This is a genomic window from Aliiroseovarius sp. ABM4_368, assembly GCF_056161205.1.
Map to the genome: position 1 here is coordinate 99726 of NZ_JBSWYR010000001.1, position 19447 is coordinate 119172.

Consider the following 19447-nt stretch of genomic DNA (forward strand, 5'->3'; position numbering starts at 1 on the left):
CAACGAAAAGGGGCGCTGTGGTCTAAGCGCCCCAAATGCGAACGGGTGTTTTGGACGTGCCCGCCCGTGCAGCACTATGCGGCTTGGGACATCACGAACTCGCGTGGGCAAATCTCTAACAAATAGCTGAGGTCTTCGCGTGACATGTACGTCAGGAACCCGCGAATCACTGTGTTCAACTCTCGCGTGTGCAATTCCAACGCGCCGGGTTCGCAGTGCATATAGCCTTCACGTTCGGCAAGACCTCGGAAAGCGTGATGTTCTGCCATGAAACCAAAGACATGGTCCGGGGACCAGCGTAGCAGGCTGGTTGCCAAGGCGAATCGGGCCAGAATTCCGGGAAGGCCGGTGCCGCGAAACCGTTCGCTGCTTTCGACCCAAAGGTCGCCGTGATAGCAAATCCGCCCTGTGATCCGTTTGGCCCCTGGCCCCGCGCGGTACATGCTGCGGTTCATGTCCAGAGTGTACCCAGGTGGTGCAAACCGTTGAAAATTCTCGCTAAGATAGTCTGACAGATACATGTCAGACATATCAATCATGCGCATCGCTTGCGAATGCATCATCTTGCCTTCGTGGTCCCAGCCCACGATCCAAAAGCCGTTATCTTCGGTCAGAGGTTGCTTTTCCGGGTCAAATGCAAGCCCCAGCGGAAGCTTGGTTCGATGCTCGGCGATATAGCCTGCATAACGATCAAAATCTGATCCGATTTCGATCATCACGCCCTTGTCGTTGATAATGTCCAGCATCCGGGTGGTGTATTGCGCGCCGGCAAATGTGTCGTGAATGGTCATTGGAGCCTCTTGTGTGGTAGTTATGACCAATTTTCGCGTAGTCATTGCAATTTGTCGATTGAACGCGTCAAAGCTGAAAAATGACAACGGGATGGCGCAAGTATGACACAGCCCCTACGCGGGGGCGGTTCAGAAGGGCGGTTGCACGTCCATCGCCAGCTCTGGCGGCATCGACAAGCGCATGTCGTCAGGCAGTTCGAGGATCTGCACGTTCATCGTGCGATCAATCAGCGTCGCCAGGGCCAGTTCTCCGTCCGCATAGCGGCTGGCCATCACAAGCCGGTGGTACGAGATTGGCGTCGGCGTATCCTCGGGCCCATATGGCATATGGGTATGAATGTGGTCCAGCCGAACGCCGCGCGTGCTGGCAACGTCATGAAACGATTGCGTCAGCAAGTAACTGTACCCCTTGTCGGTTGGCAGGTTAACCGCGCTGCGGCCGACCGCTGATCGGTATTTCTCCCATCCGAACCAGGTTGCGAAAGACGACTTTTCACCAACCTCGGTACAAATCCAGTCACCATTTTGGGTGTTATAGCGAAACACCATCAAATATGGACGCAGTTTGGCGAAACTTGGGCTTTCCAGCTCTCCTTCTGACTGAGCCCAGCAGTGAAATCCAAACTTCATCAACTCAGATGCGTTATCCCAAAGCGCGGTTAACGGGTGCTGTTGCAGGAAATAGGGGATCTTCCCTGCCTCTAATGCCAGATAGTGCAACCCATGCACGTGGCGGCTTTCGTTGTTAAGCCAAGCCTCGCCCCGCGCCAAAAGCTCTTTGGCCTCTTCAAGGGCGTTCTTTCCTGTCTCGGTCAGCTGGTACTGCCGATTCTCGAACGAGAACAGCGGATTCCCCATATATTCTTCCAGCTGATCAATGTGCCGACGCACCGTTTGACGGGTGCTTCCCAGGCTTTTGACCGTTTTGCTCAGATTTAAAGTCTGCGCCAATGAGGCGAACGACCTTAACATCTCATAGAGCAGCGCAGGGGCGTCACGATGGGTCATTTATGTTCCTTGAAATGAAAACGCATTGTGTACGATTGCGAAACGCTCCCCCGGGCACCTGCAGCGGAGATCGGAAAATCCCTTTAAAAACAGGCTTCGGATAGAGTTGGTAACATAAATCATCCATCATGTAACTAAAAATGTTACATAGGTGTTCATCCCTAACCAATTGGGTTTCGTATCGTTTGATGCCATTCTCTTTAAGCGGGAAACAATTATATGGTGAAAAAATGGTACATCCGGTCGACGTTCATGTCGGAAAGAAAATTCGCGAAGTGCGCCTGTTACGCGGCATGACGCAAGTAAACGTAGCTGAGAAACTGGGGCTGTCGTTCCAGCAGCTACAAAAATACGAAACTGGCTATAACCGCGTGTCGGCCAGCAAAATGTTCGAGATCGCACAGCTTCTGGATGTCGAACCCGCCTATTTCTTCGAAGGCCTGCCGCGCGAGGGTGTTGCGCAACGCGAGGCTTTGGATGAACGCACGGCGAAGGCCGCGCAGGCCCTGTCATCGATCGCGGATGAAAAGATCCGTGCGCAGATTCAGTCGATGATTCACGAACTTGCCGGGCGCCAGTCTTTGAGCGCCTGAACCCAACATCCTCTGAGGGGATGGATGATTTGGGATAGGGGACGCGTCTTGCGCGTCCCCTTTAATTTTGTCTGATGGAATTTGGTTGACGCACAAACCCATGCGCAACGGATCAGACGCCGCGATGGCGGTCGGCATTTTTCATCATGTCTGAGATCTGTTCCATTTGGAGCGGGCGAGGCGATTCGAACGCCCGACCCTAACCTTGGCAAGGTTATGCTCTACCCCTGAGCTACGCCCGCTTCCTATGGCTTTGTCTGGCGGGTGACCAGACCGGGTAACCGATTGGAGCGGGCGAGGCGATTCGAACGCCCGACCCTAACCTTGGCAAGGTTATGCTCTACCCCTGAGCTACGCCCGCTTCCTTCGGTGAGGCGTGAGATATGAAATACGGGCGCTGCCTGCAAGAGGAAAAGCGAGAAATGTTAGGTTTTTTTCTAATAGGAACCACTAAGCCCTGCGATGTGTCACCGAACGCACAAAGTTTTGACCTCAAAATGGTCCGATTGTTCACTATATAATTAAAGAGGAGCGGTGAGGGGCTCGGAATCATCCTGGGGAGGGTGGGTTTTGGAACTTGAGACATGCAACTATCAAAAGGTGGTCACGCAACGTGAACGCCAAAAGGCGCTGTCGTTCAAACAGTGCGAAAAATGTGGTGTAACGGCAGCTGAACTGGCAGCCCGCGGCGAAAATTTGGAAGTCTGCGGTGACGAATACATGGCCGGTTTGGGGGACAGGGGGTGCGTATTGACGCCTGTGGCCTTATGTCCGACCTGCCACGAAGAAAATCATCGCGATGCCCATGATCATCACTGTCAATGTCAGATCGAGGCACGCCGTAGCCGCGAGAGCGAGTTCTAGGCGGGTGCCAGGCGATACATTGTCACGTCGCTGAACGGAAAACGGCCGCCTCGATGGGCGGCCGTTTTCTTGTTTGTCGTGTCTGTTACTCCAGCTCGACCAGCAAGTCCTTTGCGTCGATCTGCCCACCTGCATGAATGTGGACGGCGCTGACAACGGCGTCGCGCTCGGCGTGGATGCCGGTTTCCATCTTCATTGCCTCGATGGTCAAAAGAAGGTCGCCTTCTTTTACCTGTTGCCCTGCTGCCACCGCGACCGAGGCGACGACGCCCGGCATTGGGGCACCCACATGGTTCGGGTTGCCGTCGGCAGCTTTGGGGCGCGCTTCGGTCGAGGCCTTCACCAGACGGTTCGGCACGCGGATCGTGCGCGGCTGCCCGTTCAGCTCAAAGAAAACCTTCACCTCGCCGTTCTCGTCGGTTTCGCCCAGGGCTTGCAGACGGATTTCCAGCGTTTTGCCCGGATCAATCTCGGCCGAGATCTCTTCCCCCGGCTCCATGCCATAGAAGAAGGTTTTGGTCGGCAGGGTGCGAACCGGCCCGTATTGGCGGTGGCGGCCCATGTAATCCAAGAAGACCTTGGGATACATCAGATAGCCGTTCAGATCTTCGTTATCGACATTGAAGCCGTTCAATTCGCTCGACAATTCGGCGCGGGCGGCTTCAAGGTCCACTGGCTCTAGATGCTTGCCGGGACGCTCCAGATTGGGTTTTTCGTCCTTCAGTACCTTCTTGACGATCGGCTTGGGGAACCCGCCCGGAGGCTGGCCCAGATTGCCGCGCATCATGTCGACGACACTGTCGGGGAAAGCAACATCGGTCTTGGGGTTCTCGACCTCGTCACGGGTCAGACCTTGGCTGACCATCATCAGCGCCATATCACCAACCACCTTGGAAGACGGGGTCACCTTCACGATGTCGCCAAACATCTGGTTCACATCCGCATAGGTCTGCGCCACTTCGTGCCAGCGTTCCTCAAGCCCAAGCGACCGCGCCTGCGCCTTAAGGTTGGTGAACTGACCACCGGGCATCTCGTGCAGATACACTTCGGATGCCGGAGCCTCGAGCCCACTTTCAAAGGCCGCATATTGATGACGCACACCTTCCCAATAGTTCGAGATCTCTCGGATCGCGCCAATGTCCAGCCCGGTGTCGCGGTCGGTGTTGCGCATCGCTTCAACCACCGAGCCCAGACATGCTTGTGACGTGCCGCCACTGAAGGCGTCCATCGCCGCATCGACTGCGTCCACGCCTGCATCGGCAGCGGCCAGAATGGTCGCGCCGGCAATGCCTGACGTGTCGTGCGTGTGGAAGTGGATCGGCAAACCGACCTCTTCCTTCAGCGCTTTCACCAGCACGCGTGCGGCGGCGGGTTTCAACAGACCCGCCATATCTTTCAGGCCCAGAACATGGGCGCCTGCGGCTTCCATCTCTTTCGCCATGCCGACATAGTATTTCAGGTCATACTTCGCGCGGTTCGGGTCCAGAATGTCGCCGGTATAACAGATCGTGCCCTCGCAGACTTTACCCGCCTCGACCACCGCATCCATCGCGACGCGCATGTTTTCGACCCAGTTCAGACTGTCAAACACGCGGAACACATCGACGCCGGTCTCGGCCGCTTGGCGCACAAATTCCTGCACCACGTTATCGGGATAGTTCGTATAGCCTACCCCGTTCGAGGCGCGCAGCAGCATCTGCGTCATCACATTCGGCATCGCGACACGCAGGTCGCGCAGGCGCTGCCACGGGCATTCCTGCAAGAAGCGATAGGCCACGTCAAAGGTCGCGCCGCCCCAGCATTCCACCGAGAACAGCTGCGGCAGGTTCGCGGCATAGGCCGGTGCCACTTTGATCATGTCGATCGAGCGCATGCGGGTTGCCAGCAGCGACTGGTGACCGTCACGCATCGTGGTGTCGGTGATCAAAAGCTGCTTTTGCGCCTTCATCCAATCGGCGACCGCCTGCGGGCCTTTGGCTTCAAGCAAAGTGCGGGTGCCCGCTGCTGGCTCTGCACGCAGTGCGGGCGGCTTCGGTGTCTTCAGGTCATCGGCGGGGGCTGGGCGGCCTTCGGTCTCTGGATGCCCATTCACGGTGATATCCGCGATATAGGTCAGCACTTTGGTGCCCCGGTCACGCCGTTTCGAAAACTTGAACAGATCCGGCGTCTCGTCGATGAACTTGGTCGTATACTGGTTGTTCAGGAAGGTCGGGTGCTTCAGCAGGTTTTCGACAAACGCGATATTGGTCGACACACCGCGTACGCGGAACTCACGAAGCGCGCGGTCCATCCGGGCGATCGCCTTTTCGGGCGTCTGGGCCCAAGCCGTCACTTTGGTCAGCAGCGAATCGTAGTAACGGGTGATGACACCCCCAGCGTAAGCCGTACCGCCATCCAGTCGAATGCCCATGCCCGTGGCCGAGCGATAGGCAGTGATGCGACCGTAATCGGGGATGAAGTTGTTCTGCGGGTCTTCTGTGGTCACGCGTGTCTGTAGCGCGTGGCCGTTCAGGCGGATGTCATACTGGCTGGCTTTGCCGGTGGCCTCGGCCAGCGACTTGCCTTCGGCGATAAGGATCTGAGCCTGAACGATGTCGATGCCGGTGACTTCCTCGGTGACGGTGTGTTCCACCTGCACGCGGGGATTTACCTCGATAAAGTAGAACTTGCCGCTTTCCATATCCATCAGGAATTCGACCGTGCCGGCGCATTCATAGTTTACATGGCTACAAATCTTGCGGCCAAGCTCGCACAGTTCTTCGCGTTGCGCTTCCGACAGATAAGGCGCGGGTGCGCGTTCGACCACTTTCTGGTTGCGGCGCTGAACCGAGCAGTCGCGTTCGTACAGGTGATAGATGTTGCCGTGGCTATCGCCAAGGATCTGCACCTCGACGTGGCGAGCGCGCGTAATCATCTTTTCCAGATAGCCTTCGCCATTGCCAAAGGCTGCTTCGGCCTCGCGGCGGCCTTCCAAGATCTTCTCTTCAACTTCGTCTTCCGAGAGGATTGGGCGCATGCCGCGACCGCCGCCGCCCCAGCTGGCCTTCAGCATCAGGGGATAGCCGATCTCGGCGGCCTCTTTCTTGATGGCGTCCATGTCGTCGCCCAGCACTTCAGTGGCGGGAATGACCGGAACACCCGCCGCAATCGCCACCTTGCGGGCCGAGGCCTTGTCACCAAGCGCTCGCATGGTTTCCGCTTTGGGACCGATGAAAGTGATGCCGTTCGCCGCACAGGCATCCACGAAATCGGGGTTTTCCGACAAAAGGCCATAGCCCGGATGGATCGCATCCGCGCCGCATTCCTTGGCCACCCGGATGATCTCGTCAATCGACAGATAAGCCGCAACCGGCCCCATGCCCTCGCCGATCCGATACGCCTCGTCCGCTTTAAAGCGGTGCAGGCCCAGCTTGTCCTCTTCGGCATAGACCGCAACGGTCTTCTTGCCCATCTCATTCGCCGCCCGCATCACGCGGATCGCAATCTCGCCCCGGTTGGCAATCAGGATTTTCTGAAAATCGCGCATCAGTGTTCCCCCTCCGAATTTGGAATTGCAGGAGTCGTAGGGCGCGCTGCATCGCAGCGCAACAGTTTTTGTAACGATTACGCAAGGTTTAGCGCTAAATTGGTAAAATGATTTTACCAACAATGCCAAGCATCACGAAGGCTTCGATAGAAGCCCCCCAGCTTGGCGCATGATCTGCCCATCCAGTTCGAGATTAACCAGTTCCGGCAGAATCTGTTGCGAGCCCAGACCATGTGACTGGCCGATATCGCGGATCAATTGATCCTCGGCCAAGGGGCAAGATCCCAGTCTGGATAGAATCTGACCGTGAAGCTCGGCGGTTTCTGCCAATGTTCTTTTGTCGCGGGTTCCGGTGATGGGCGCGGTGGTGGGAGCGTCATTTGCGAGCACTTTCGCGTCAGGGTCGGCGGTGGCCACCGCGGGGCCGATGGCTTCGATCACGTCTGCGGCGTTGCGCACCAGCGCTGCGCCATCGCGGATCAGCATGTTGCATCCATAGGCGCGGGCATCGAACGGATGTCCCGGTACGGCCAGCACGTCGCGTCCTTGGTCCAGTGCATTGCGCGCTGTCAGAAGCGAGCCGGATTTCGCAGCGGCCTCGACCACCACCACGGCGCGGGCGAGGCCCGAGATCAAGCGGTTGCGGCGCGGAAAATGCCGCGCTTGCGGCGTGACCCCCGGCGGCATCTCTGAAATGCGCAGCCCGTCGCGCGCAATATCTTCGGCCAGATCAGTGTTTTCTTTGGGATAGATGACGTCCACGCCACCCGCCATCACCGCGATGGTTTTGCCGTATTTCAGCGCGGCCTCATGGGCGACCGTATCAATCCCACGTGCAAGGCCCGAGATCACGGTGAACCCGGCTTCGCCCAGCTCATTCGCCAATTTGCGGGCCATTCGCGTCCCAATGGACGATGCGTTGCGTGCGCCGATCAGCGCAACAACGGGGGTGTGCACTAGGGACGTATCGCCCATCGCCCAGAAGAAAGGGGGTGGGTCGGATATTTCAGACAACAATGACGGATAGCTATCACTGCCCCAGCAGATCATCTTTGCCCCGGCCATCTGTGCCCGGCGATATTCGTCTTCGGCCACCTGTTCAGAGCAGGGGGCATAGTCTTTTACGCCCGCGGCTTTCGCCACCTCGGGCAGAGCGTCCAATGCGGCTTCCGCCGAGCCATGTTCGCCCAGCAGCCGAAAGAAGGTGGACACGCCCACGCGGCGCGATCGCAAAAGACGGATCCACGCCAGGGCCTCGTCCTCGTTCCTGGGTGAGGGGGTGGGGTGAAGAGAGGGGAAAAGGTCTTTGGTCATACGTGATTCCGTCTTTTGCGGGATCAGCATGCATGGGAAATGGTTAACCGGAGCCTAATGAGGACCTAACTTAGGCATCTTGTGTAGATGCGCTTTCACAAAAGGCGTGCGGAGCAAACCAGTAAGTTACTCCCCATAGTGCACCGGCATAATACACTCTGCACGTCGACAGGATGATACCATCCATGAAAAACGACCAATCAAGAACTGAACGCCAGCCAAATTCTTGAAGTGCAAGGATCGCTAGCCAGAAAACCGGAGCCAACCAACCAAAAGCGAGCGCTGGAACCAATCCAGCAATGCCAAGTTTTAGAAAGCCCAGCCCAAACAGGATGCAAACTGGAAGTGTTAGCGCTGCAAAGACCGTCAAATTCAATGTAAGCTCTCTAATTGGCGAGCCGACCAACAGCCCCACAAGCAAAGGAAGCCCAAAGGCAATCAAACAGCTAAACGCGATGTCACCAACTGATAGATGCAGCTGCCCTTGTTTTCGTGACCGTATCCAAGGAAGTTCCATCACGCAGCCGATCCACCCACGGTCAGCCCGCCAATCAAAAGCGACGGCTGCCCGACACCCACCGGCACCGACTGCCCCGCTTTGCCGCAGGTGCCAACGCCCGGATCCAATGACATGTCGTTCCCAATCGCGCGGATTTGTTTCATTGCTTGCGGTCCGTCTCCGATCAGGGTGGCCCCTTTCACCGGCGCGCCGACCTTGCCGCCTTCGACGCGGTAGGCCTCGGTGCAGGAGAACACGAATTTCCCATTGGTAATATCCACTTGGCCACCGCCGAACCCGACCGCATAGATGCCGTCCTTCAGCTCGCCCAGTACCTCTTCCGGTGTGGCGGTGCCGCTTTCCATGATGGTGTTGGTCATGCGCGGCATTGGCGCGTGGGCATAGCTTTGGCGGCGCCCGTTCCCTGTCGGGGCAACACCCATCAAACGCGCATTCTGACGATCTTGCATATAGCCGACCAGCACGCCGTCCTCGATCAGCACTGCGCGGCCCGAAGGTGTGCCTTCGTCATCCACGGTGATCGATCCGCGACGATCGGGCAGGGTGCCGTCGTCGACGACAGTGACGCCCTTGGATGCCACCTGTTGCCCGACAAGACCCGAAAAGGCCGACGTGCCCTTGCGGTTAAAATCACCTTCCAGCCCATGCCCTACGGCCTCGTGCAGCAGAATGCCGGGCCAACCATTGCTCAGCACCACGTCCATCACGCCAGCAGGCGCTGGCACCGCGTCGAGGTTCACCAAGGCAATCCGCAACGCCTCGCGCGCGGTGCTTTGCCAGTGTTGCGGCTCCATCAACCCGGTCAGACCGGCGCGACCGCCACCGCCCGAAGACCCACTTTCGCGCCGCCCGTCCTTTTCAACGATGACTGAGACATTTAGTCGCGTCATGGGGCGCGTATCTGAGACAAGTTGGCCATCCGGACGCAGGATATGCACCTCTTGTAACGATGCTGCGATGGTCGCCGAGACCTGCACAACGCGGGGGTCCAAACTGCGGGTGAAGGCGTCGATCTCGCGCAATGTTTCGACCTTCAGGCCAAAGCCCGCATCGGCCATTGGGTCGGCATCGGTATAAAGCTTGCGGTTTGTGCGTGCAGGGGCATCAGCCCATGTGCCACCGCCATCGCCCACCGCCAAAGCCACCGTAGACGCCGCCCGTTTCAGCGCTGCCTCGCTGATCTCTGTCGAATGGGCATAGCCTGTGGTTTCACCCTTTACAGCACGCAGGCCGAACCCCTCGGACGCGTCATAGCTGGCATTGCGTAAACGCCCGTCATCAAAGACCAGCGCCTCGGAGCGCATCCGTTCCAAAAACAGTTCGCCATCATCGGCGCCATCTGTGGTTTGGGCCAGAATCTTTTGGGCGTCTTCTTGACCGATTAAGGTCTCGAACGGGCGAAATGCAGTGGTGTCGGTCATGGGGGGCCTTTAGTTTGCGCTAAACGCGACGTTGTTCATTAACTTGCGAAGGTTTTTCCTTGTTCCCAGCTTTCTAATATGGTTTCACACCAATGAGAAACAAGGGATTCCCGCGCCCCGTGTGTGGGAGAGTCATGAGCGCGCAGCAGCCTGAACCGGAAACCACCGGTGTCGGGCCGCGCCGCACAGGGAAGAGAAAGACGAATATGATGCGTTTCAGCAGCCTTTTCGCCACTGCAACAGCAATGATGACGGCGGGTGTCGCCACCGCACAAGAAAACCTCGAAGTGATCGGTAAACCGGTCGAAGGCGGGATGGGTTTTCAACCAGCTGCAACAAATATTGCCGAAGCCGCGCAGGGGCTGGATGGGCTGATCAATGTGATCATCTTCGGGATTACGATTTTCGTAACAGGGCTGCTGCTTTGGGTCATCGTGCGCCACAACCGCCGCGCCAATCCCGAGCCCGCGACCTTCTCGCATCACACGCCCGTCGAAATCGCATGGACTCTGATCCCCGTTGTGATCTTGGCCTTCATCGGTGCGTTCTCGCTTCCGGTTCTGTTCCAGCAGCAGGTGATCCCCAAAGGTGACGTCGTCATCAAGGTCACCGGTTACCAGTGGTACTGGGGTTATGAATATCCCGAGCACGAATTTGGCTTCGACAGCTTCTTGCTTGCGAAAGACGAACTGGAAGAAAACGGGTTTTCGCAAAGCGACTATCTGCTGGCCACGGACACCGCTGTTGTCGTGCCCACCGGCAAAAAAGTCGTAATGCAGGTGACTGCCGCTGACGTGATCCACTCGTGGACCATCCCTGCATTCGGCGTAAAGCAAGACGCTGTTCCCGGTCGTCTGGCCGAGCTGTGGTTCGAAGTCGAGCCGGGCAAGGAAGGCATCTATTTTGGCCAGTGTTCGGAACTGTGCGGCAAAGACCACGCCTATATGCCGATCACTGTGAAAGCCGTGACCGAGGCCGAGTATGAAGCTTGGCTGAAAGGCGCGATCGAGGAATACGCAGGCGACGCGACCGCTGCCCCTGCCATTCAGGTCGCATCGGCCAACTGATCAGACGGAAGGAGGCGACCCCTTCCCACAGACCGCCCTTCCGGGGGCGGTTTCTTGCAAAAAAGACTTAGCCAGAGCGCCAAAACACCATGACTGACGCCAGCATTCAGACCACTAAGACCGAAACCGGCGAGGCCGGGTTTGGCGACTATTTCGCGCTGCTGAAACCGCGCGTAATGTCGTTGGTCGTGTTCACAGCCCTTGTTGGGCTGTTGGTCGCGCCGGTTGGCGTGAACCCGGTGGTCGGTCTGGCTGCAATCCTGTTTATCGCCGTGGGTGGCGGCGCTTCGGGTGCTTTGAATATGTGGTGGGATGCAGACATCGACCGCAAGATGAAGCGCACACTGACCCGTCCGATCCCCTCGGGCAAGGTTGAAGAAGGCGAGGCATTTGCCATCGGCATCACCTTGTCTGTTATGTCCGTCGTGATGCTGGGACTGGCCGCCAACATGATGGCCGCAGCCTTGCTGGCCTTCACCATCTTCTTCTATGTCGTTATCTATACGATGTGGCTGAAGCGCTGGACCCCGCAGAACATCGTGATCGGAGGCGCCGCGGGCGCGTTCCCTCCGATGATTGGCTGGGCTGTTGCGACGGGTGGGATCTCGATCGAAAGCGTTCTGATGTTCGCTCTGACGTTTGCTTGGACGCCGCCGCATTTCTGGGCGCTGGCGCTGTTCACCAAGGGTGACTATGCCAATGCTGGCGTACCAATGCTGACCGTGACCCACGGTCGCAAAGCGACCCGCAACCACATCCTTGGCTATACATTTGCCTTGGCTGCTGTCGCCATCGCGCTGGGCCTGACTTCGGTCGGTGGCCCCACCTATATGGTGATCGCGCTGGTTCTGAACGGCATGTTCATCAAAGGCGCGTGGGACGTGTTCCGTCGCACAGACGAGGACAGTGAAGCCGACAACCACAAGGCCGAGCGTGGTCTGTTCAAACTGTCGCTGGCCTATCTGTTCTTGCACTATGGTGCACTGCTGGTCGAGGCCTCATTGAAACCTTTCGGACTGGGGGGCTGGGGCTGATGGCGATCAAAGCCGAGCACGAGCTGCACAAACGCCGCCTGTCCCGTAACATCGGGCTGGGCATCGTTCTGGTTGGCTTTGTCGCCCTTGTCTACGGCCTGACCGTGGTCAAAGTTGGCGAGCTTTATCAACCCGAAGCCCCGTCTGCTTCTGCTTCGGAGGTTAGCCAATGAGCCTTTCGCAACACCAGATGACGGCAGCCAAAATGGTCGGCGTGGTGGTCCTGATGGGATCGCTTAGCTGGGCATCGGTTCCCTTCTATGACTGGTTCTGTCGCGTCACTGGCTTTGGCGGCGTCACCGGCGTGGCCGAGGAAGCGTCCGACGTGGTGCTGGATCGCACCGTGCTGGTGCGTTTCGACGCCTCGAAAGAACGCGGCATGCCGTGGGAGTTCAAACCCGTCCAGCACGAGATGGAGATCCGTTTGGGCGAAACTGGGCTGGCTTTCTATGAAGCCTACAATCCTACCGACCGCGTAGTGGCAGGCACTGCAAGCTATAACGTCGCCCCTTTCTCGGCGGGTGGCTTTTTTACCAAGATTGACTGCTTCTGCTTTGAAGAGCAGGTGCTGCAACCCGGAGAACGTATGACCATGCCGGTCACCTTCTACGTGGACCCCGAAATAGTCGAGGATGATGAAGGCAAATACGTGAACGCGATCACGTTGTCCTACACATTTCACGAAACCGAATTGCCGGAAGAGGTCGCTTCGCTTGAAGCCCCCCTGACGGCTGTGCAAAACTGACGCCAGAAGAACAGGGACTAGACGCTTATGGCACACGCAAAGAACCACGATTTTCACATTCTGCCGCCTTCGGTAAACCCGTTTCTGGGCGCTGTGGCTGGCTTCGTCATGCTGTTTGGCGCTGTCAAATGGATGGCTGAAGGCAACCCCTGGCTGTTCTTCGTCGGCTTGGCTGGCGTTCTTTACGTCATGTTCGCATGGTGGTCGGACGTTGTGCATGAAGGCGAAACAGGCGACCACACATCGGTCGTGAAAATCGGCCTGCGCTATGGCGTCATCTTGTTCATCATGTCCGAGGTTATGTTCTTCGTTGCGTGGTTCTGGAGCTTCTTCAAGCACGCCATGTACCCGATGACCGAAGGCTCGCCCAAGATTGACGGTGTGTGGCCGCCGGTTGGGATCGAGACCTTTGACCCCTGGCACCTGCCGCTGATCAATACGCTGATCCTGTTGCTGTCGGGCTGTGCCGTTACCTGGGCACACCACGCAATCGCTCATGAAAACAACCGTAAAGACCTTGTCTGGGGTCTGACGCTGGCGGTGATCCTGGGTGTGATCTTCACCATCTTCCAAGCCTACGAATACAGCCACGCTGCCTTTGATTTCTCGGGCAACATCTATGGCGCCAACTTCTTCATGGCCACCGGCTTCCACGGCTTCCACGTGATCGTCGGCACCATCTTCCTGTTCATCTGCCTTCTGCGCGCGATGAAGGGTCACTTCACACCTGAAAGCCATGTCGGCTTCGAGGCCGCCGCTTGGTACTGGCACTTCGTTGACGTTGTCTGGCTGTTCCTGTTCGCCGCAGTTTACATCTGGGGCGGTTGAACCTGACCAGCGAATAGTCCTAATGAATGGGCGCGAGGGGAAACCTTCGCGCCTTTTCTTGTTCCGGAACTCTGCCATGCGTCAAGCCATTGCCATCATCCTGTCCCTCGCCGTGCTGGCCCTGTTCATCGGGCTGGGCACATGGCAAGTGCAGCGTCTGAAATGGAAAGAGGGCGTGTTGGCCGAGATCGACGCCCGCATCGCGGCCGACCCGGTGGCGCTGCCCGCACAGCCAGACAACTCTCGTGATACCTATCTGCCGGTCACCGTTTTGGGCGAATTTGGCGATGGCACCCTGCGTGTGTTGGTGTCCACCAAACAGGCGGGGGCAGGCTATCGCCTGATCTCGCCTTTGAAGACGGACCAAGGCGCGATCCTGATCGACCGGGGGTACATCCGCGTGGCGGATGAGGTGCCTCCCGCGCCCAAAGGCCCCGTTTCCATCGAAGGCAACCTGCATTGGCCTGACGATCGCCGCAGCTCGACCCCGGACAATGATGTGGCTGGAAATACCTGGTTCGCCCGCGATATTGACCAGATGGCCGACACGCTGGGCACCCGGCCCGTCTTTGTTATCACCCGCCAGATGACCCCCGCGGAACCACGTGTGCAGCCGCTTCCGGTCACATCCGAGGGCGTCCCCAACCGTCATCTTGAATATGCAGGGACGTGGTTTTTGCTGGCGCTCACATGGTCGGTGATGACACTTGCCCTGCTATGGCGTAAGAAACGCCGAAACACCTGAAGGACTCACTTCTGATGCGCTATATTTCGACCCGCGGCGACGCACCTGTTCTGAGCTTTGAAGACGCCATGCTGACCGGCCTTGCCCGTGACGGCGGCCTTTATGTGCCGGAAACCGTGCCGACCATGTCGACTGACGAAATCGCTGCTCTGGCTGGCCTGTCTTATGAAGATATCGCCTTTCGCGTGATGCGCCCCTTCGTGGGTGACGCCTTCACGGACGACGAGTTCAAGGAGATCATCGCCAAGGCCTATGCAGGCTTCGGCCACGACGCCCGCGCGCCGTTGGTACAGCTGGGTCCCAACCACTTCCTGTTGGAGCTTTTCCACGGACCGACGCTGGCCTTTAAAGATTTCGCAATGCAACTGATTGGGCAGCTTTTTCAAGTGGCCCTCAGCCGTCGCGGCGAGAAGGTGACCATCGTGGGCGCGACGTCCGGGGACACTGGTTCGGCTGCCATCGAAGCCTTCAAGGGTCTGGACGCGGTCGACGTGTTCATCCTGTTCCCGCATGGCCGTGTGTCCGAAGTACAGCGCCGTCAGATGACCACCCCTTCGGAAAGCAACGTGCACGCGCTGGCAGTCGACGGTGACTTCGATGATTGCCAAGCTCGCCTGAAAGACATGTTCAACGATTTCGAGTTCCGCGATGGCGTGAAGCTGGCGGGTGTGAACTCGATCAACTGGGCGCGCGTGCTGGCGCAGGTGGTATATTATTTTTCTTCTGCAGTGTCGCTGGGCGCGCCGCATCGCAAGATCAGCTTTACCGTGCCAACCGGCAATTTCGGCGACATCTTCGCGGGCTACATCGCCAAGAAGATGGGCCTGCCCATCGACCAACTGGTAATCGCCACCAACCAGAACGACATCCTGCACCGCACAATGGAAACCGGCGCCTATACCAAAGCGGGCGTCACGCCTTCGATCAGCCCGTCGATGGACATTCAAGTGTCTTCGAACTTTGAACGCGCGCTGTTTGACGCCTATGGCCGCGACGGCAAAGCTGTGGCCGGTCAGATGGACGATCTGAAGGATGGCGGGTTTGCGATCAGCCAAGGTGCGATGGAGTTCTTGAAGGAGCAGTTCACCTCGGGCCGTGCTTCGGAAGACGAGACCATGGCGCAGATCAAGACCAGTTTCGCAACCACTGGCGAAGTGCTTTGCCCGCATTCCGCCGTTGGCGTCAAAGTCGCGAACGAGAATTTGGGCGACAGCCCTATGATCACGCTGGCCACCGCACACCCCGCGAAATTCCCTGCCGCCGTGAAAGACGCTTGTGGTCAAGACGCCCCCCTGCCGCCGCGCATGGCGGGTCTCTTTGACCGCGACGAGCGTGTGACCCGCTTGGCCAACGATCTGGACGCGCTGAAATCACTGATCTTAGAGCGCACTGGAAAGGCCACCCCTGCATGAGCGTGCGTCAGGACCGACTACCCAACGGCGTGCGCGTCGTGACCGAACACATGCCGGGGCTGGAAAGTGCCTCATTGGGCGTGTGGGTCATGGCGGGCGGGCGTCACGAAACGCAGGCCCAGAACGGCATCGCGCATTTCCTTGAACACATGGCCTTCAAGGGCACCCAAAAGCGCAACGCGCTTGAGATTGCTGAGGCGATCGAAGACGTGGGTGGGTACATCAACGCCTATACCTCGCGCGAGGTGACGGCCTACTACGTGCGCGTGTTGAAAGACGACGTGGCGCTTGGGCTCGATGTAATTTCCGACATCGTGCTGAACCCGGTATTTGACACATCCGAGATCGAGATCGAACGCGGCGTGATCCTGCAGGAAATCGGTCAAGCGCTGGATACTCCAGACGATGTGGTCTTTGACTGGCTGCAAGAAGCGGCCTTCCCGGATCAACCCATCGGCCGCACCATCCTTGGCCCGTCTGAGCGTGTGAAGTCCTTTGGCCGCGACGACCTGTCGGGCTTCGTGTCCCAGCATTACGGCCCCGATCAACTGATCCTGTCCGCTGCTGGCGCGGTGAACCACGACGAAATCCTGCGGCTTGCCGAAGCCGCCTTTGGCGCATTGGCCCCACGTCCCGCTCTGGTGCCAGATGTGGCGCGCTGGACATCGGGTTCGCGGGTCGAAGTGAACGATACTTTGGAACAGGTCCACTTCACGCTGGGATTCGAGGCCCCGTCCTATCGCGACGACAGCTTCTATGCCGCACAGCTGTTCAGTTCAGCGCTTGGCGGCGGCATGTCCTCGCGCCTGTTCCAAGAGGTGCGCGAAAAACGCGGGCTGTGCTATTCGATCTTCTCGCAACTGGGCAGCTATGACGACACCGGTATGATGACCGTCTATGCGGGCACGTCGGGCGATGACATTGCCGCCCTGTCGGGTCTGTGCATTGACGAATTGAAACGCGCCGCGTCCGACATGTCAGACCGTGAATTGGAACGCGCCCGAACCCAGATGAAAGCCGGGCTTTTGATGGGGCTGGAAAGTCCATCGGCCCGCGCCGAACGCATGGCGCGACTGGTCGGGATTTGGGGTGAAGTCCCCACTCTGGCCGATACCGTCGCCAAGATCGAGGCCGTCACTCTGCAAGACCTGCGCGATTTCGGCGCTTCCTTGTCGCAGGCCGCGATGGCAATGGCGGTCTATGGACCCGCAGCCAAGGCCGAGCCGCTGGAGGCTCTGATGGAAAGGCGCGCCGCCTGATGTTTGTGCGGCCCAAGAAGGTTCGGATCGAAACCGAACGCATGACCCTGCGCCCGCCCATGCACGGCGATTATCGCGCATGGGCTGCCCTTCGGGTCGGAAGCCGGGACTTTCTGACGCCTTGGGAACCCACCTGGGCTGCCGACCACCTGACACGCAAAAGCTTCACAAATCGCGTATACTGGGCCAATCGCTCGGTCGCAGGAGGCACTGCGCTTCCACTTTTCATGTTTCGCAGGCAGGACGGTGTGCTGCTGGGTGCCTTGACGCTGGACAATATCCGCCGTGGCCCCTCGCAGGCCGGAACCACAGGATATTGGATCGGCGAACGCTTTGCGCGGCGTGGATACATGCGCGAAGGGTTGGAGGCGCTGGTCCATTACGCCTTTAACGAGCTGGATTTGTCGCGTCTGGAAGCGGGCTGTTTGCCGGAAAACGCGGCCTCGCGTGGGGTGTTGGAAAAGGTTGGTTACAAATACGAAGGCGTGGCGCAGAGTTACCTTCAGATCAACGGACGCTGGCGCAATCACGTGCTCTATGCCAACCTGCGTTCAGACCGACGCGGGCGTACGCAAGCGGGCTAGGGCGACCGGCTCGGCCCCCTGCGGGAGCGCTCGCCGGTCGCGGTGGCCACGCGTGCCGCGCGGCAACTGGATATTTAGAACAAGGAAAAGAGGGGCCGAGGCGTGAACAAGGCAGACACCGCGTTTGAAGCACGGTTGCGTAGCGCGCTTCCGGATGCCGTCTTTCGCCCCATGACCCCCGCCTATCTGGAAGAGCCGCGTGGGCTGTTTCATGGCGATGGTGGATTGCTTTTAGCCCCTGGATCTGCAGACGAGGTCTCCACCATCCTGCGGGCATGCAACGATGCGCACGTTCCGGTCGTGCCTTATGGCGGAGGCACCGGGCTAGTCGGCGGGCAGGTGATGGAAGCCGCGTGCCCGGTGATCCTGAGCCTCGCGCGTATGACCCGTATTCGCGCCGTTCATCGGGCTGAGAACGTGATGGTGGTCGAAGCCGGTGCCATTCTGGCCGACATTCAATCCGCCGCCGAGGATGTGGATCGTCTTTTCCCGCTGTCACTTGCCTCGGAAGGCTCATGTCGTATCGGCGGCTGCCTGTCGACCAATGCAGGTGGCGTGAACGTTTTGCGCTATGGCAGCGCGCGCGACCTCTGTCTGGGGATCGAGGCCGTGTTGCCAGACGGCACCATCCATCACGGTCTGAAACGGTTGCGCAAGGACAATACGGGCTATGACCTGCGCGCGCTTCTCTGCGGGGCCGAGGGCACGTTGGGCGTTATTACTGCCGCCAGCCTGCGCCTGTTCCCACGTCCTTCAAGAACTGGCACGGCGCTTCTGTCTGTGCAGGATCCGCCCGCCGCGCTGGAACTTCTAGCGATGGCGCAATCCCAGTTGGGGCAGGGGATCAGCGCATTCGAACTGATCAAAGGCACAGGGCTGGCTTTCCTGTCCGAAGCGCAGATGGGTGGCCCGCAACCTTTTGCTCAACCGCCCAATTGGTCCGTTCTAATCGATCTTGGACTTGGCCCTTCCGACGATCCGCAAGAAGCCCTTATGGTGCTTTTCGAAGCCGCCCAAACTGCTGGTCTGGTCAACGATGGCGTCATCGCGCAATCCCAAGCGCAACGCGCTGCCCTTTGGAAGCTTCGCGAGGAAATTCCCTTGGCAAACAAATCGGTGGGGGCCATCAGCTCGCATGATATCTCACTGCCCCTTTCCGAGATCCCCGATTTCTTGACCCGTGCGGACGCCGCTCTTGCCGCCCTTGGCCCTTTTCGTGTGAACGCCTTTGGACATCTCGGCGACGGTAATTTGCATTACAATGTATTCCCACCCGCCGGGGGTGACAAAGCCGCCTACATACCCCAACGCGACGCAATACGCTGCGCCGTCTATGACCTTGTGGCGGATCATGGTGGATCTTTCAGTGCCGAGCATGGCGTTGGCCGCTTGAAAACGGACGAGCTTGCCCGCTACGCAGACCCCGCCCGCCTTTCCGCCATGCGCGCGATCAAAAAGGCGCTAGATCCGAATGAGATCATGAACCCCGGTGTGATTTTTCCAATCAATAGATAACTCCTACCCTTCCTCTTGCGAAGAATACCTTGGGGGAGCCCGCGCCGAAGGGGCTGGCGGGGGCAACGCCCCCACAGGCTCACCAAGTGAGCCACCAAAACCCCAAAACGGAAAACGCCCCGCCGGGTAAGCGGGGCGTTGCACTTTAACTTTGTGCTCAAGTAGCGCCCGGGCTCCGGCCGGGCAGGGATAGGGTTAGGATCTATTGGTTAAGGGAAGGT

The 19447-nt window shown here is 58.6% G+C and carries 17 protein-coding genes and 2 tRNA genes; 11 read left to right on the top strand and 8 right to left on the bottom strand.

Going from position 1 to position 19447, the window contains the following annotated elements; genetic code table 11:
- Nucleotides 1–74: 74 nt before the first annotated feature.
- Together ACXAH3_RS00505 and ACXAH3_RS00510 are read right to left on the bottom strand one after the other, a co-directional pair.
- Nucleotides 75–791, bottom strand: coding sequence for a hypothetical protein (locus ACXAH3_RS00505; protein ID WP_474860110.1), 717 nt, complete (start codon nt 789–791; stop codon nt 75–77).
- A 129-nt stretch (nt 792–920) separates the two neighbouring features.
- The gene (locus tag ACXAH3_RS00510; protein ID WP_474860111.1) at nt 921–1799 is read right to left on the bottom strand and encodes a LysR family transcriptional regulator; all 879 of its coding nucleotides are present in this window, start codon (nt 1797–1799) and stop codon (nt 921–923) included.
- 230 nt (nt 1800–2029) lie between these two features.
- Between ACXAH3_RS00510 and ACXAH3_RS00515 the strand changes: the two genes are divergently transcribed.
- Entirely contained in the window at nt 2030–2392 is a 363-nt protein-coding gene (locus tag ACXAH3_RS00515; RefSeq protein ID WP_474860112.1) for a helix-turn-helix domain-containing protein, read from the top strand.
- A gap of 167 nt (nt 2393–2559) precedes the next feature.
- Here the strand turns inward: ACXAH3_RS00515 and ACXAH3_RS00520 are convergent.
- From ACXAH3_RS00520 to tldD, 6 genes are all read right to left on the bottom strand, one after another.
- Nucleotides 2560–2634 (bottom strand) — tRNA-Gly (locus ACXAH3_RS00520).
- A 44-nt stretch (nt 2635–2678) separates the two neighbouring features.
- Nucleotides 2679–2753, bottom strand: a tRNA-Gly gene (locus tag ACXAH3_RS00525).
- A 588-nt stretch (nt 2754–3341) separates the two neighbouring features.
- Nucleotides 3342–6782 carry a pyruvate carboxylase gene (locus tag ACXAH3_RS00530; protein WP_474860113.1) on the bottom strand — a complete coding sequence of 1147 codons (3441 nt, stop codon included), beginning with the start codon at nt 6780–6782 and terminating at the stop codon, nt 3342–3344.
- 132 nt (nt 6783–6914) lie between these two features.
- Entirely contained in the window at nt 6915–8096 is a 1182-nt protein-coding gene (dprA, locus tag ACXAH3_RS00535) for a DNA-processing protein DprA (protein ID WP_474860114.1), read from the bottom strand.
- Nucleotides 8097–8166: 70 nt separating this feature from the next.
- Nucleotides 8167–8616, bottom strand: coding sequence for a hypothetical protein (locus ACXAH3_RS00540; RefSeq protein ID WP_474860115.1), 450 nt, complete (start codon nt 8614–8616; stop codon nt 8167–8169).
- Nucleotides 8613–10037: a metalloprotease TldD gene (gene tldD, locus ACXAH3_RS00545; protein ID WP_474860116.1), complete on the bottom strand. Its 1425-nt coding sequence runs from the start codon at nt 10035–10037 to the stop codon at nt 8613–8615. Before tldD ends, ACXAH3_RS00540 begins: the two co-directional genes overlap by 4 nt.
- Before the next feature lie 206 nt (nt 10038–10243).
- On the opposite strand from tldD, the gene coxB reads away from it, so the two are divergent.
- The 10 genes from coxB (at nt 10244) to ACXAH3_RS00595 (ending at nt 19226) form a co-directional block, all read left to right on the top strand.
- Entirely contained in the window at nt 10244–11104 is an 861-nt protein-coding gene (gene coxB, locus ACXAH3_RS00550) for a cytochrome c oxidase subunit II (protein ID WP_474861130.1), read from the top strand.
- A gap of 89 nt (nt 11105–11193) precedes the next feature.
- Nucleotides 11194–12138: a heme o synthase gene (gene cyoE, locus ACXAH3_RS00555; RefSeq protein ID WP_474860117.1), complete on the top strand. Its 945-nt coding sequence runs from the start codon at nt 11194–11196 to the stop codon at nt 12136–12138.
- Nucleotides 12138–12311, top strand: a complete 174-nt coding sequence (locus tag ACXAH3_RS00560) for a hypothetical protein (protein WP_474860118.1) — start codon at nt 12138–12140, stop codon at nt 12309–12311. Before cyoE ends, ACXAH3_RS00560 begins: the two co-directional genes overlap by 1 nt.
- The gene (locus ACXAH3_RS00565) at nt 12308–12883 is read left to right on the top strand and encodes a cytochrome c oxidase assembly protein (RefSeq protein ID WP_474860119.1); all 576 of its coding nucleotides are present in this window, start codon (nt 12308–12310) and stop codon (nt 12881–12883) included. Before ACXAH3_RS00560 ends, ACXAH3_RS00565 begins: the two co-directional genes overlap by 4 nt.
- Nucleotides 12884–12910: 27 nt before the next feature.
- Nucleotides 12911–13711 (top strand): cytochrome c oxidase subunit 3, encoded by an 801-nt coding sequence (locus ACXAH3_RS00570; protein WP_474860120.1) that lies wholly within the window; start codon nt 12911–12913, stop codon nt 13709–13711.
- A 76-nt stretch (nt 13712–13787) separates the two neighbouring features.
- Nucleotides 13788–14456: an SURF1 family protein gene (locus ACXAH3_RS00575; RefSeq protein WP_474860121.1), complete on the top strand. Its 669-nt coding sequence runs from the start codon at nt 13788–13790 to the stop codon at nt 14454–14456.
- Nucleotides 14457–14470: 14 nt separating this feature from the next.
- Complete coding sequence (gene thrC / locus ACXAH3_RS00580; protein ID WP_474860122.1) at nt 14471–15868, top strand: threonine synthase; 1398 nt, start codon at nt 14471–14473, stop codon at nt 15866–15868.
- Nucleotides 15865–17127, top strand: coding sequence for a M16 family metallopeptidase (locus tag ACXAH3_RS00585; protein ID WP_474860123.1), 1263 nt, complete (start codon nt 15865–15867; stop codon nt 17125–17127). Before thrC ends, ACXAH3_RS00585 begins: the two co-directional genes overlap by 4 nt.
- A complete protein-coding gene (locus tag ACXAH3_RS00590; RefSeq protein ID WP_474860124.1) occupies nt 17127–17711 on the top strand; it encodes a GNAT family N-acetyltransferase in 585 nt (194 codons plus the stop codon). Before ACXAH3_RS00585 ends, ACXAH3_RS00590 begins: the two co-directional genes overlap by 1 nt.
- Before the next feature lie 102 nt (nt 17712–17813).
- Nucleotides 17814–19226: an FAD-binding oxidoreductase gene (locus tag ACXAH3_RS00595; RefSeq protein WP_474860125.1), complete on the top strand. Its 1413-nt coding sequence runs from the start codon at nt 17814–17816 to the stop codon at nt 19224–19226.
- The last annotated feature ends 221 nt before the right edge of the window (nt 19227–19447 follow it).